Origin of the sequence: Rhizobium sp. TAL182 (genome assembly GCF_002117725.1) — a bacterium.
In the GTDB taxonomy this organism is placed as follows: Bacteria; Pseudomonadota; Alphaproteobacteria; order Rhizobiales; family Rhizobiaceae; genus Rhizobium; species Rhizobium esperanzae.
Genome location: NZ_CP021024.1, coordinates 2,677,767 through 2,691,563 on the forward strand (window position 1 = coordinate 2,677,767; position 13,797 = coordinate 2,691,563).

Annotated in this window: 9 protein-coding genes and 1 riboswitch; of the genes, 2 read left to right on the top strand and 7 right to left on the bottom strand. The window is 63.0% G+C overall.

The features are described 5' to 3' along the window. Positions 1-44: 44 nt before the first annotated feature. A complete protein-coding gene (locus tag Tal182_RS13455; RefSeq protein ID WP_085859732.1) occupies positions 45-464 on the bottom strand; it encodes a cobalamin biosynthesis protein in 420 nt (139 codons plus the stop codon). Positions 465-563: 99 nt separating this feature from the next. Here Tal182_RS13455 and Tal182_RS13460 point away from each other — a divergent pair, with 99 nt between their 5' ends. After that, entirely contained in the window at positions 564-1,349 is a 786-nt protein-coding gene (locus tag Tal182_RS13460; RefSeq protein ID WP_064803212.1) for a TSUP family transporter, read from the top strand. 6 nt (positions 1,350-1,355) lie between these two features. Here the strand turns inward: Tal182_RS13460 and cobO are convergent, their stop codons facing one another. Genes cobO through cobU form a run of 4 tightly spaced genes read right to left on the bottom strand, consistent with a single transcriptional unit; the run spans position 1,356 to position 7,669 of the window. After that, positions 1,356-1,991, bottom strand: a complete 636-nt coding sequence (gene cobO / locus Tal182_RS13465; RefSeq protein ID WP_085859733.1) for a cob(I)yrinic acid a,c-diamide adenosyltransferase — start codon at positions 1,989-1,991, stop codon at positions 1,356-1,358. Continuing rightward, on the bottom strand, positions 1,991-6,094 hold the full coding sequence (gene cobN / locus Tal182_RS13470; protein ID WP_085859734.1) for a cobaltochelatase subunit CobN: 4,104 nt from the start codon (positions 6,092-6,094) through the stop codon (positions 1,991-1,993). The genes cobO and cobN overlap by 1 nt, the downstream gene beginning before the upstream one ends. A gap of 3 nt (positions 6,095-6,097) precedes the next feature. Continuing rightward, complete coding sequence (cobW, locus tag Tal182_RS13475; protein ID WP_085859735.1) at positions 6,098-7,153, bottom strand: cobalamin biosynthesis protein CobW; 1,056 nt, start codon at positions 7,151-7,153, stop codon at positions 6,098-6,100. 6 nt (positions 7,154-7,159) lie between these two features. After that, the gene (cobU, locus tag Tal182_RS13480) at positions 7,160-7,669 is read right to left on the bottom strand and encodes a bifunctional adenosylcobinamide kinase/adenosylcobinamide-phosphate guanylyltransferase (RefSeq protein WP_085859736.1); all 510 of its coding nucleotides are present in this window, start codon (positions 7,667-7,669) and stop codon (positions 7,160-7,162) included. A 190-nt stretch (positions 7,670-7,859) separates the two neighbouring features. Continuing rightward, positions 7,860-8,258, bottom strand: a riboswitch (cobalamin riboswitch). Positions 8,259-8,484: 226 nt separating this feature from the next. Between cobU and Tal182_RS13485 the strand changes: the two genes are divergently transcribed. Then, positions 8,485-10,275 carry a chloride channel protein gene (locus Tal182_RS13485; RefSeq protein ID WP_085859737.1) on the top strand — a complete coding sequence of 597 codons (1,791 nt, stop codon included), beginning with the start codon at positions 8,485-8,487 and terminating at the stop codon, positions 10,273-10,275. 7 nt (positions 10,276-10,282) lie between these two features. On the opposite strand, the gene Tal182_RS13490 is transcribed toward Tal182_RS13485, so the two are convergent. Both Tal182_RS13490 and Tal182_RS13495 read right to left on the bottom strand, forming a co-directional pair. Next, positions 10,283-11,455 carry an adenylate/guanylate cyclase domain-containing protein gene (locus Tal182_RS13490; RefSeq protein ID WP_348627710.1) on the bottom strand — a complete coding sequence of 391 codons (1,173 nt, stop codon included), beginning with the start codon at positions 11,453-11,455 and terminating at the stop codon, positions 10,283-10,285. 383 nt (positions 11,456-11,838) lie between these two features. Continuing rightward, positions 11,839-13,308 (bottom strand): cobyric acid synthase, encoded by a 1,470-nt coding sequence (locus Tal182_RS13495; RefSeq protein WP_085859739.1) that lies wholly within the window; start codon positions 13,306-13,308, stop codon positions 11,839-11,841. Between the last annotated feature and the right edge of the window lie 489 nt (positions 13,309-13,797).

Here is a 13,797-nt window from a genome sequence, read left to right on the forward strand (position 1 = left end):
AGGCTGCCGGTTGGCGCCGCGAATTGCCGCCACCATAACGACCATCAGGCTTTCTGCAACCCGCCGCGGGCGACCGCCGCCGTCGCTTGCGCCGATTTGATTTTGCCAAGCACCAGTTCGGCATTATCACCGATCGCCGCAAGTGCTGCCGATTCCGCAACGCCATGGCAGCCGACGCGAGCAAAGACGACGGCCGAGGGATTTCTAAGCCGCGGCGTTTCCCGCTCCAGCCGCGGAGCGTCGAAAAATAGGGCCGGCACGGCAAGATGCCTGGCAACTGCAAGGATTGCCGCCTCCTGCCGGCGGCTATCGATAGAAGCAATGGCGGCGAGTTCATCCGCGACGATACCGGCGGCCTTGAGCGCCTCGACGGCGAGCGCCAACACCTCCGCAGGCTGCGTCCCGCGCTCGCAGCCAAGACCGAGCACATGGCGCCGTGCCGGAGTGAAAGAAATGTCGCTCATGGAAGCAGCCGAATGTGCCCTTGCTGTGTCCTTGCAGCCATTGCAGCTTGGAGAGGGAAATGCAACAAGACCGGCTGAAAGCCTTTTTGGAATAGCATCTTGCCTGACATTGCCCTCCATCTGCTTCTGCTGCTCTGCGCGGCTGCCTTCTTTGCCGGTTTCGTCGATGCCATTGCCGGCGGCGGCGGTCTCATCACCGTTCCCGCCATGTTGATCGCCGGCATCCCGCCGCTGCAGACGCTCGGAACCAACAAGGTGCAATCGATCTTCGGTGCCGCTTCCGCGACGCTCGCCTACGCCCGCAAGGGCCATGTGGAGCTTTCCGAACAGCTGCCGATGGCGCTGATGGCGCTCATGGGCGGGGCACTCGGCGCCGCCCTTGCGACGATCGTACCAGGACAGGTGCTTCAAGCGATCATGCCTGTGCTGCTGCTGGCAATCGCGATCTTCTTTGCCGTCAAGCCTAATCTCAACGACCTCGACAGACACCGTCTCATCACGCCCTTCGCCTTCGGCTTGACGCTTGTGCCGGCCATCGGCTTCTACGACGGCGTCTTCGGCCCTGGCACCGGCTCTTTCTTCATGCTCGCCTTCGTCACCCTCGCCGGCTTCGGCGTGCTGAAGGCGACGGCCCACACCAAACTTTTGAATTTCGGTTCGAATTTCGGCGCACTGATCGTCTTTGCAAGCTTTGGCGCGATCCTCTGGAAAATCGGCCTGCTGATGGGCGTCTGCCAATTCCTCGGCGCACAAGTGGGCTCACGGCTTGCAATGCGCATCGGCGCAAAGCTGATCAAGCCGCTGCTCGTGATCGTCTGCGTCGCCTTGGCGGTTAAGCTGCTCGCCGATCCCGCAAATCCGCTGCGGCTCTGGCTCGGCGTTTAGCCGCAATTAGAACTCCACACCCGGCTGCCCTTTGATGCCGGAGCGGAAGGGATGTTTGACGAGTTCCATCTCCGTCACCAGATCGGCGATCTCGATCAGCTCTTCCTTGGCGTTGCGCCCTGTCAGCACGACATGAGTCATGGCGGGCTTCTCATTCTTCAGGAAGGCGACGACGTCGTTGACATCGAGATAATCGTAGCGGAGCGCAATGTTGATCTCGTCGAGCAGCACCATGGAATTGCGTTCGTCGCGGATCAGTTCCTTGGCCTTTTCCCAGGCCGCCGAGGCGGCGGCGATGTCGCGGGCCCGGTCCTGCGTTTCCCAGGTGAAGCCCTCGCCCATGGTGTGGAACTGGCAGAGATCGGAAAAATATTTTTCGATCAGATCACGCTCGCCGGTCCACATCGCGCCCTTGATGAACTGCACGACGGCCGACGGCTTGCCGTGGGCGATGTGACGGAAGATCATGCCGAAGGCAGCCGACGATTTGCCCTTGCCCTTGCCGGTGTGGACGATGATCAGGCCCTTGCCGTCCGTCTTGGTCGCCATGATCTTGTCGCGCGCAGCCTTCTTCTTCGCCATCTTCTCGGCGTGGCGCGCATCATCCTTGGCCGATTCGTTTTCTGGGATCTCGTCGCTCATCAGTGCACCTCATTCAGTTTCGTAGCGGCCAGGTCGAACCGGGCCGAATTGCTGCGCGGCGTCCAGAGCCCGCGATCGATCGCCTCGCGCAGTCGCTCTCTCATCTCATCGAATGCCGCCGGGTTCTTCTCGATCATGAAGCCACGCACGCCCGGATCAGCGACGAAGGCCCGATAGACCGCCTCGAAATGATGCGCGCCGACCGCGCCCGTCGTCGCCGCGAAGGCGAAGAGATAATCGACGGTGGCGGCGATCTCGGCCGCACCCTTGTAGCCATGGCGCATGACGCCCGATATCCATTTCGGATTGACCGCGCGCCCGCGCACGACGCGGCCGATTTCCTCCTCGAGCGAGCGGATCAAAGGTCGTTCGGGCCTGGAATGATCGTTATGATAGATGGCGGGGCGTGTACCGGCGAGCTGCTCGGCCGCCGCCGCCATGCCGCCCTCGAACTGGTAGTAGTCGTCACTGTCGAGCAGGTCATGCTCGCGATTGTCCTGGTTCTGAATGACGGCCTGCACCGAGCGCAGCCGCTCCTCGAACAGGCCGCGTTCGGCCCTGCCTTCCTCGCCGGCGCCATAGACATAACTTCCCCAGACGAGATAGGCCTCGGCAAGATCGGCACGCCGCTCCCAGCCCTTTTCATCGATCAGTGCCTGCAGGCCCGCGCCGTAGGCGCCAGGCTTCGAGCCGAAGATGCGATAGCCCGCCCGCTTCGCCGCCGTCTTCTCATCGAGCCCAGCCGCAGCGAGCCGCGCCGTCTCGCCGCGCATACGCCCGGCAATCGGATTGTCAGCCGCATCCTCTTCCAGCGCGCCGACTGCCCGGATCGCCTTGTCGAACAGGGCGATCTGTTCGGGAAAGGCGTCGCGGAAGAAGCCGGAAATCCGGAGCGTCACATCGACGCGCGGCCGCCCGAGCACTGCTTGCGATATGATCTCATAGCCGGTGACGCGGCGCGAACTCATGTCCCAGAGCGGCTTGACGCCGATCAGCGCTAGCGCCTGAGCGAGATCGTCACCGCCGGTGCGCATGTTCGACGTGCCCCAGGCCGTCAGCCCGAAAGAGACCGGCCACTCGCCGTGATCCTGAACATAGCGGCGCACCAGTAGTTCGGCCGACTTCTTGCCCAGTTCGTAGGCGGCCGGCGTCGGCACGGCGCGGCTGTCGACCGAATAGAAATTGCGGCCTGTCGGCAGCACGTCGGGTCGGCCGCGAGTCGGGGCGCCGGAGGGTCCGGGGGCGACGAAGCGACCGTCGAGGCCTTTGAGCAGCCCATCGATCTCGGCGCGGCCGCAGGCGAGGATGGAGGGTTTGAGATGAGTTTCAATCTCGGAGAGCACCGATCTGGTTTGGGACCAGAGGGGTGGGCACCCCATTTCACCGGAAACGAGCTTGGCGGCGAGCAGTTCAATGCGCTCGACGGTGTCACCGTTGCTGCGCCATGGGGCGTCGAGGATATCTGCGAGGACAGCCGGGCGTGGCCCGACCCAAGGGGCAGCCATGTCGCAGTCGAGTGGGTCGAAGACAGACCCCTCCCCAACCCCTCCCCACAGGTGGGAGGGGCTTGCTGGACGCACCGCCTCCACATCATCTTTGAGCGCAGAGATTGTCGCGGGCGCAGCGGTAAGTCCCTCCCCCTTGTGGGGAGGGGTTGGGAAGGGGTTTCTCACAGCATCCCCAGCAATCGCCCGCTGCAGACTCGCATCCCCACCCTCGCCGAGCCCGCGCGGCACCCGCGCCAGCGCCACGGTCAAGTCCGTCAGCAGCCGCCCCTCCGGCGACACGCCGAACACGTGCAGCCCATCACGGATCTGCATCTCCTTCAGATCGCAGAGATAGGCATCAAGCTTCTTCAGCGCCTCACCTTCGCTCTCGCCTTTCGCAATCCCCGCATCCCGATCCAGCCCGATATCGGTGACGAGATCGAGGATCTGGCGGCTGAGCAGCCGGATACGGCGAGGGTCGCCGCCAGCGGCCTGGTAATATTCGTCGACTAGCGCCTCCAGATCCTTGAGCGGCCCGTAGCTTTCGGCCCGCGTCAACGGCGGCGTCAGGTGGTCGATGATGACGGCGGCGGTGCGGCGCTTGGCCTGCGTGCCCTCGCCCGGATCATTGACGATGAAGGGGTAGAGATGCGGCAACGGCCCGAGGATCGCTTCCGGATAACACGTCTCCGACAGCGCCAGCGCCTTGCCCGGCAGCCATTCGAGATTGCCGTGCTTGCCCATGTGGATAACGGCGTCGGCGCCAAATTCGCGCCGCAGGAAAGCATAAAAGGCAATATAGCCATGCGGCGGCACGAGAGCCGGCGAATGATAGCTCTCCTTCGGATCGATATTGTAGCCGCGCGGCGGCTGGATGCCGACCAGGACGCTGCCGAAGCGGGCGAAAGGCAGGGCGAAGACGCCGTCGCGAAAATAGGGGTCGTTCTCCGGCTCACCCCAGCGCGCCCTCACCTCATCCTGAATCTTTTTGGGAAGAGATTCCAGGAAGTTTTTGTAGCGACTGAGCGAAAGAGCCTCGCGGATGACCCGGCCGTCATGCCCGGAATTGGTAGGCCCCTCCATCAGATGGCGGATCAGCGCGTCGCCGTCGGCCGGAACATCGGCGACCGGATAATTCGCACCCGCCATCGCCCGAAGCACCTCGATGCTGCCGGCCGGCGTGTCGAGCCCGACGCCGTTGCCGAGCCGGCCGTCGCGGTTCGGATAATTCGCCATAACGAGGGCGATGCGCCTCCTATTGGCGGGCGTCCCGCGCAGCCGCGCCCAGTTGGCGGCGAGCTCCGCCGTGTAGCGCACTCGACCGGCATCGGGCAGGCTGGCGACGATGTTCGCCTCGACAGCCGTGTCGTAACGCGCCGCCGTCTTGAAGGACACCGCCCGCGCCAATACGCGCCCGTCGACTTCGGGCAGCGCCACATTCATGCCGAGGTCGCGCGCCGACAGACCTTGAGACGAAGCCTCCCAGGCGTCCCGCGACGAGGCCGACAGGATTGCCTGCAGCACGATGGCGTCATTGACCTCAAGCACGGTCGGCTCGCGATCGGCACCAGGGGCGGAGACGGCAAAGCCTGTGGTGTTGATGACGACATGGGGCTTGAGGTCGGCGAAGATGGATTCGAGGATTCCTTTGGAGACGGGGTCTTTGAGGCTATAGGCGAAGACCGGCAGCGGGTGCAGGCCCTGTGCTTGCAACGCCTCGATCAGGGCTTCGATGGGTCGGGTTTCTCCACTTTGGACGAGGGCGCGGTAGAACGCGATGGCGACGATAGAGCGGATCGTAAGTTCGGTATCCACCTTTTCCGTCGAATGTTCGCCCTTATCTTCGTCCGCGCGTGCGGTACCCCCCTCTGCCCTGCCGGGCATCTCCCCCACAAGGGGGGAGATCGAGTCGCCGACGGGGCTTCTCCAAACAACTGATGTAGGGCGACGGTCTCGCTCCTTGCCGATCTCCCCCCCTGTGGGGGAGGTCTCCGGCAGGGCAGAGGGGGGTGTTTCCGCAGAAGTGCCAGAAACCAGCCTCTTCCACTCCTCAGTTCCAACCAGCCCCCGCCCCGGCCACCAGATGCCAGCCTTCATCAAAGGCGCGGCCGGCGCCGGCTTCTCCGCCCCTGACAGCATCGCCGATGCATAAGTGAGAAAATCCCGCGCATTGGCGTCGCCGCCTTCGATCAGATAGGCCCAGAGCGCGTTGAGATCGTCGAGGTCAACATTGGAGAAAGGAACCAGCCCGGCATCCGGCTTGGCATCGCCAGGCAATACCGCAATCAGTGCCCCGTTGCGGGCGGCAACGGCGTGCAGCGCCTCCAGCGTATAATGGAAATAGCTGGCGCCGCCGAGCGCACGCACGACGATCAGCTTGGCGTGCCGGGCCGTTCGCTCGACATAGGTATCGACCGACATCGGATGCTTGAGGTTCATCAGGTTCGCGAGCCTCAGCGAATGCGACATCCCCTCACACTCGCGATAGGCGGCCGCGATCGCGGCAAGCTCGGTGTCGGCAGCCGACAGGAACAGGATATCGCCCGGCGACTGGCCGAGGTCGATCGCCTCCTCGCCGTCGCTGATCGTTCCCTGCTGGGCCAGAAGCAGATGCATCGATTATCCCTGAATGAGCGCTTCGATCGCCTTGCGCACCGCGTCCTGGTTCATTTCGTGCAAGCCGATGACGACAAGGCGCGTGCGGCGCGCCTCGCCCGCTGCCCAGGCGCGGTCGAAATACTGGTCGATGCGGCTGCCGACGGCCTGCAACTGCAGGCGCATTGGCTTGTTCGAAACGTCGATGAAGCCCTTGAGGCGCAGCACGTCATGCTCAGCGATGATGCCCTTCAGCTTCTCGACAAAGCCTGTCGGATCGGAAACGGCGCCGAGTTCGACAACGAAGCTGTCGAATTCGTCGTGGTCGTGCGGCGTCCCTTCCTCGTGCTCCAGCTCGTGATGGGACTTGCGGTTGGCGATATCGTCTTCCGTGCCGATGCCGAGGCCGAGCAACACGCCGGCCGGCACCCCGCCATTCCTGGCCTCGATCATGACCGGCTTGCGGGCGACGCGGGAGGCAACTTCGCTCTTCACGCGGCCCAGGCCATCGCCATCGATCAGGTCGGTCTTGTTGAGCACGATGAGATCGGCGCATGTGAGCTGGTCTTCGAACAGCTCCTCGATCGGGCTCTCATGATCGAGCGAGTCGTCTTCGCTACGCGCCGCCTCGACCGCATCATGGTCGTCGGCGAAACGACCGGCAGCAACGGCCGCGCTGTCGACCACCGTAATGACGCCGTCGACGGTCACCTGGGTGCGGATATCAGGCCAGTTGAAGGCGGCGACCAGCGGCTGCGGCAGGGCGAGGCCGGAGGTTTCGATGACGATATGGTCGGGCCGCTGTTCGCGCTCCAGAAGCTTCGTCATCGTTGGGATGAAATCGTCGGCGACGGTGCAGCAGATGCAGCCATTGGTGAGTTCGATGATATCGTCCTCGCTGCAATTCTCCGCGCCGCAGCCCTTCAGCACCTCGCCATCGACACCGAGATCGCCGAACTCGTTGATGATAAGCGCAATCTTTTTGCCGCCGGCATTGGTGAGCAGGTTGCGGATCATCGTCGTCTTGCCGGCGCCGAGGAAGCCGGTGATGACGGTTGCGGGGATTTTCTGCTGGTTCATGGAACTTCAACCCTTCATTTTCAACGGCAGACCGGCCGCGATGAAATAGACTTCGTCGGCCTTCGCCGCGATTATTTGGTGCAGCCGTCCGGCATGATCGCGAAAATCGCGCGCCATTCGATTGTCAGGCACGATGCCGAGGCCAACCTCGTTGGAAACAACGACGATCCGCGCCCTGGTGCTAGGCAGGAAATCGGCGAGCGCCGTAAACTCCGCTGGGATATCTCGCTCCTCCATTATCAGATTGGTCACCCAGAGCGTCAGGCAGTCGATCAGCACAATGCGCCTCTCGCCGTCGATGGCGGTAAGCTTCTCGACGAGATCGAGGGGCTCCTCATGCGTCGTCCAGGAGGGGCCGCGATCGGCCTTGTGCTGGGCAATACGCGTCCGCATCTCCTCGTCCCAGGCACGGCCGGTGGCGAGGTAGTGGCGCTCGAGGCCGCTTGCCATAACGAGATTTTCGGCAAAACGGGATTTGCCGGAGCGTGCGCCGCCGAGGATGAGGGTGGTGGTCATACTGAAGCGGCCTTCGGAGAGAAGATGTGGCCGTTAGCCGTCGAGGCTGTGACACCCGCATACTCGACATAAGCGGCCGAAATCACCGCACCGCGGCCACTGTATCGCACCACCGCAGGCGGCACTGAATTCGTTCGCTCAGCCAAAACAACCTCCGTGCTGGCAGCGGGTCTCTTGCCCAGGGTTGGGCTTTTCGCCCGGCACGGAAGGTAGGTCTTCTGGCTCGCGGTTATCGGCGGCGATCAGGGGCGAACCGGAAGCCCGGTCGCCCCTGATCGTGCCAGCGGATCTGCCTCGCCTTCCCGGCTGCCTCGGTGAAAAGGTGGACGATTCGTAGAGATAGAGGCGTCCGACCCCGGTTGATCACCGTGCATTTCCAGTGGCTTTTCCGGCATGTCGCCCATCCCACCCGCCTGCACGATTGCAGCCCGCCAGCCGAAAGGTTTCGATGCCGGATGGAAGACCCTGACCGCTCTACAGTCGCGGGGTCGGCTGTGATGAAGGCGCCCGATGTGGGTCCGCCCCGTCACATTCCCTTTTCATCCGGAAGGCGAAATGCCGATCCGGAACCATCCGTTATTCCTCGGATGGTTAGGCAAGCCGGCGGGTGAAGTCAACCGACCTTCGCAAACACCTTCCCGCAACGCTGCGCGAAAGGCCAACCAACACCACTGACTCTACCGGAAATATCGTCTTTTATCAGATGCTTACGTAATAAATATTTGACCCGCCGGTCGGGTTTTCGCCGCAATTGCATTGCAAGGCAACCGCACCTCCGCTCTTGACCCGGCCTCTCCTCGCCTAGTTGTCTAGCCATGCTTATGAAATTGGATCGGCGGCGCCTGCGAACGCTGCGTGTTTTCTTCGATCCGGGGCGGCTGCGTGCGCTGACGCGCCGCAGCGAAGTTGGCCTGTCGCTGACAGGCGCCATCGTCGGCATCGCTTCGGGCCTTGCCGTGACCGGCATGAGCTATGTCTCCAACCAGCTGCACCAGCTTGTTTTCGGCATCGCCGACAGCGACAGGCTGAGCGCGTCTGCCATCGAGGACAAGATGCTGCTGCTCACCGCCCCCGTCATCGGTGGCGCCCTGCTCGGCCTACTGCTCCTGGTCCTCGCCAAACGGCGCAAGAAACCAATGGTCGACCCGATCGAGGCGAACGCACTGCATGGCGGCCGCCTCTCCCTGACCGATAGCATCATCGTTGCCGTACAGAACCTGATCTCCAACGGCTTCGGCGCCTCCGTCGGCCTGGAGGCCGGCTATACCCAGCTCGCCGCGGGCATCGCCTCCAAATTCGGCCTCAAGCTGCAGCTGCGCCGCTCGGACCTGCGCATCCTCGTCGGTTGCGGCGCGGCCGGCGCCATCGCCGCCGCCTTCAACGCGCCGCTGACGGGCGCCTTCTACGCCTTCGAGCTGATCATCGGCACCTATACCATCGTGTCGTTGACCCCGGTCGTCGTCTCCGCCCTCGTTTCAACCCTCATCGCAAGGTTGCTTGCCGAGGGCGATTTCACCATCGATATCGGCAGCTTCGGCTCGGTCGTGCCGGCCGATTATATCCCGGCGCTGCTGCTCGGCGTCTTCTGCGCCGGCGTTGGCATTCTCCTCATGCAGGGCGTAGCCTTCATCGAGGAGGTGGCGCGCAAGAGCTCGATCGCCCCGCCCTTTCGCCCGGCGCTCGGCGGCATCATCGTCGGGCTTCTCGCCATGATCTCCCCCCAGGTTCTGTCGGCCGGCCACGGCGCGCTGCATCTCAACTTGTCCCGCGACGTGGCGATCCCGGCGCTGATCGGTCTCTTCCTCCTGAAATCCCTTGCCTCGGCGATCTCGATCGGCTCCGGTTTCAGGGGCGGGCTGTTTTTCGCCTCGCTGTTCATGGGCGCCCTGCTCGGCAAGCTCTTTGCTTATTGCGCTCCCTATTTCGCCGATGCGACATTGACGCCAGTCATTTATGCCGTGGTCGGGATGAGTTCCCTGTCGGTCGCCGTCATTGGCGGGCCGCTGACGATGACCTTCCTGGCGCTCGAAATCACCGGTGATTTTCCGATCACGGCACTGGTTCTTGCCGCCGTCATCACCTCCTCGCTCGTCGTGCGCTCGACCTTCGGCTACTCCTTTGCCACATGGCGCTTCCACCTGCGCGGCGAAAGCATCCGCAGCGCCCACGACGTTGGCTGGATCCGCAATCTGACGGTGAACAAGCTGATGCGCGCCGACGTGAAAACGGCAAGGGCTGATACTTCGCTGGAGGAGTTCAAGAAGACCTTCCCGATCGGCTCAACCCAACGCGTCATTCTCGTCGAGGAGAACGACAAATATGCCGGTCTCGTGCTGGTGCCTGAGATCTACGCCAACCCGACCGACGCCCAGGACGAGAGCCAGATGCTTGCCGATTTCGTCCGCTACCGCAATGATTTCCTGCAGCCGCAGATGAATGCCAAGCAGGCGGCGGCGATCTTCGACAAGAGCGAAAGCGAAGCGCTCGCCGTCGTCAACAATCTGATCGAGCGCAAGGTGGTGGGACAACTCAGCGAAAGCCACACGCTGCGCCGCTACAGCGAAGAACTCGACCGCCGCCGCCGCGAGGTGTCGGGCGAGATTTGAGCGAGCCTTAAGAAGCGGCGCCGGCAAGCCTGAAGACGTCGACTCTCTTGGAAACGCCACGCAGCTCGAAAGACCCGAGATAGTCGCAGGGCACGGCGCAGGTCGCTGCGAAGCTCTCCGACAGCAGCAGCGGCTGCTCAAGCGCTCCGCATAGCTTTTCAAGCCGCGAAGCCTCGTTGACGGCCCTGCCGATCACGGTGAAGTCCAGCCGGCCTTGGGCACCGACATTTCCGTAAAAAACCTCGCCGAGATGCAAGACGACATCAATCCCGATATCGGGGCCACCATTCAGCGTCCGTTCGCGATTGAGCTCCTCGTTTGCCCTCAGCAGGTTCTGCGCCGAAGCCAATGCGGCTTTGCAAGCCATTTGCGGATCCTCGGTGTCCGTCGGAAAGATTGCCAGCACGCTATCGCCCATGAACTTGAGGATCTCGCCGGAATTCTCCTCGACGTGCCGGTCGATCAGTTCGAAGTGCTCGTTGAGAAGGCCGACGATCTCCCCCGGCTGATAGGCCTCGGTCAGCGCCGTGAAGTTGCGGAGGTCGGCAAGCAGGATGGCGGCATCGATGGAGCCGCCCATTCCCCTGCGGGTTTCACCGGCAAGGATGCGCGCGCTCGTCCTGGCGCCGGTATAGACGGCGAGGATATCGGTCGCGGTCTTGGAAACCGCGACACGGTAAGCGGCAAGCCCCAGCGCTGGGAACAGTTCATCGATGATCGCCAGCTGATCATCTGAAAATCCGCCCGGAGAATCGCTCGTTAGAGAGAAACCGAGCCCGCGCAGCGCGACCTCCTTCGGGAACTCGAAAAGATTGACCACATGGTCCGTGCCACCGGCAAGCGCAAATTCGTAGAGCTCGCCATAGTGGAGACCCTCGCCTTTCGCCAGGTTCCACCGCCCCGTCTTCTCACCGCGGTTCAGAAGATAGAATATCGGCGTCTTCTCAAAGTTGCGCTCGGTCTCGCTGCCGTGCTCCGCATTCTCGAGAACAGTCTCACCGCCCCGCATGAAATTGGCCGCGATGCCGCGATACATCGGATGTAGGGACGGCATGCGGATGCTTGCGCGCCAGATCGGAAACCCGTCCGCGATCAGCCGTTCACACAGGCCGGCGACGAGATCGCCGATATGCTCGCTGGTGATTCCCTGCTCTATAACCCACTGGATATGATCTTTAATTTTGGAAACCTCCGCATGAGGATGGGAAACCTGGAATGGGCGTCACCATCGAGGCCGGTGCCGGGAACAACAGGACAGGCGCCGAAAGGGCCTAGCCGCACACACTACTTATTAGCCTGCTTCGCATTGCGATACTACTCCCGCGCGAATTGTGTGATAGAGAATACAGATAGGTATGCGCCGTGTGGCCCCCTCATCTGCCTGCCGGCATCTTCTCCCCGCCGGGGAGAAGGGACTCGGGGCAGCGCCTCGCTCCCGTTTGAGACCATTACGGTAGGAAAACGATGGTCGGCGGCTTGCTCCCCTCTTCGCCCAGCGGGGAGAAGGTGGCCCGAAGGGTCGGATGAGGGGGCCATACGGCACACTCTTCACTGCCCTTGCGCTCAGCAAATTCTCCCGACCTCCAGCAATACACCCAGCCACCGCGCATCCAGGCAGCGCTCCAGTTCCCCGGCAACCTCATCAAGCGCCCGCTCCACGCTCTCACGGTAGTTCCCCTGTCCGCCGGAAAGCCCGAAGCTTTCCAGCAGCCGGGCGCGATAGGCATCGCTCCCGAAGAGCCCGTGTAGATAGGTGCCCATGATCCGCCCATCCGCCGAAACCGCTCCATCGGGCGCGCCGTCGACGATCGCGGAAGGCCTGACACAATCCGGGCCGCGGGTGATGCCGAGATGGATCTGGTAGCCGGAAAGCGGCGCGTCATATTCGGTCGAGCGGGCATGGCTGTTGCGCACGGTCTTCTCAGGCGCCATCTCGGTTTCGACGTCGAGAAGCCCGAGCCCCGGCGTCTCGTTCGTGCCGCCCTCGATGCCGCGCGGGTCATGCACCATGCGACCGAGCATTTGATAGCCGCCGCAGATGCCGATCACCCGCCCGCCGCGCCGGACATGTGCCGCAAGATCGCGGTCCCAGCCTTGAACTCTGAAATCGGCGAGGTCCGCTATCGTCGATTTCGACCCTGGAAGAATGACGAGGCTCGCATCGGCAGGCAGCCGCTCGCCTGAGCGCACGAAGACCAGCTCGACATCCGCCTCCGCCCTCAGCGGATCGAGGTCGTCGAAATTGGCGATGCGCGGCAGCACCGGCACGGCGATCTTCAGCGCCCCGGCACCGCCCCTCGCCAGCCGCTCGAGCACGACCGAATCTTCGGCCGGCAGACGCGCGGCAGCCGGCAGCCACGGCACGACGCCGAAGCAGGGCCAGCCGGTGAAGCCTTCGATGGCGCGGATACCGTCGTCGAACAGCGAGATGTCGCCGCGAAATTTGTTGATGAGATAGCCCGCGATCATCGCTCGATCGCCCTCGTCGAGGATCGCCTTCGTGCCGACCAGCGAGGCGATGACGCCGCCCCGGTCGATATCGCCGACGAGCACGACGGGCACGCCCGCTTTCGTCGCAAAGCCCATATTGGCGATGTCGCCGGCCCTGAGATTGATTTCTGCCGGCGAGCCGGCACCCTCGACGATGATGAGGTCAGCGCCGGCAGACACCTTTTCGAAGCTTTCGAGTACGGCGCCGAGCAGTTGCGGCTTCAGCCGCTGATAATCCCGCCCCTTCGCCTGTCCGAACACCCTGCCCTGCACGATGATCTGGCTGCCGCTTTCCGATTGCGGCTTGAGCAGCACCGGGTTCATATGAACCGAGGACGGCGTTCGGGCGGCGAGCGACTGCAGCCATTGCGCCCGGCCGATCTCGCCGCCGTCGTCGGCGACCGCCGCGTTGTTCGACATATTCTGCGGCTTGAACGGCCGCACGGTCAGCCCGGCATTGGCCGCCAGCCGGCAGAGACCAGCCACCAACACCGTCTTGCCGACATCCGAGCCGGTTCCCTGCAGCATGATCGCTCTTGCCATGGCGGCCGCCTTTCCTCAGGGCATCGCGCGTCCGAAAATCGGTTCGGATTTTCGGGCCGATGCACTAGCCGGAGGCCTACAATGGCCGCCGATCCCGGGTCAAGACTTCGGATATTCTCGTTAAAGCGCGAAAACCGCGCATGGCCTTGGCTCTGCGCGGTTTGCCGAAAACTCAGGCGTCTTCGCCCCTACGCGGCGAAGCTCGCTTTCTCCGGTACGCACTACCTGAACCGGAGAAGCAGCGGTCATTGCCGCCACGCCCCAACAGATAACGGCACATTCTTACCGGAGAGTTATTGAAGGCTTACGCAAATGTTAATTTCGACTTTTTTTGATCTGCCCGGCGGAATTTCCGCCACCATTGCGCCGGCGTTCGCAAACAGCGTCCATTTTCGATCCGGGGAAATTTCAGCTACGAACTATATTCTTCGAATTCAATAATTTAGTACCGCAACCACGAGCGGAAGACGGTTGATTTCTGCGAGCGAA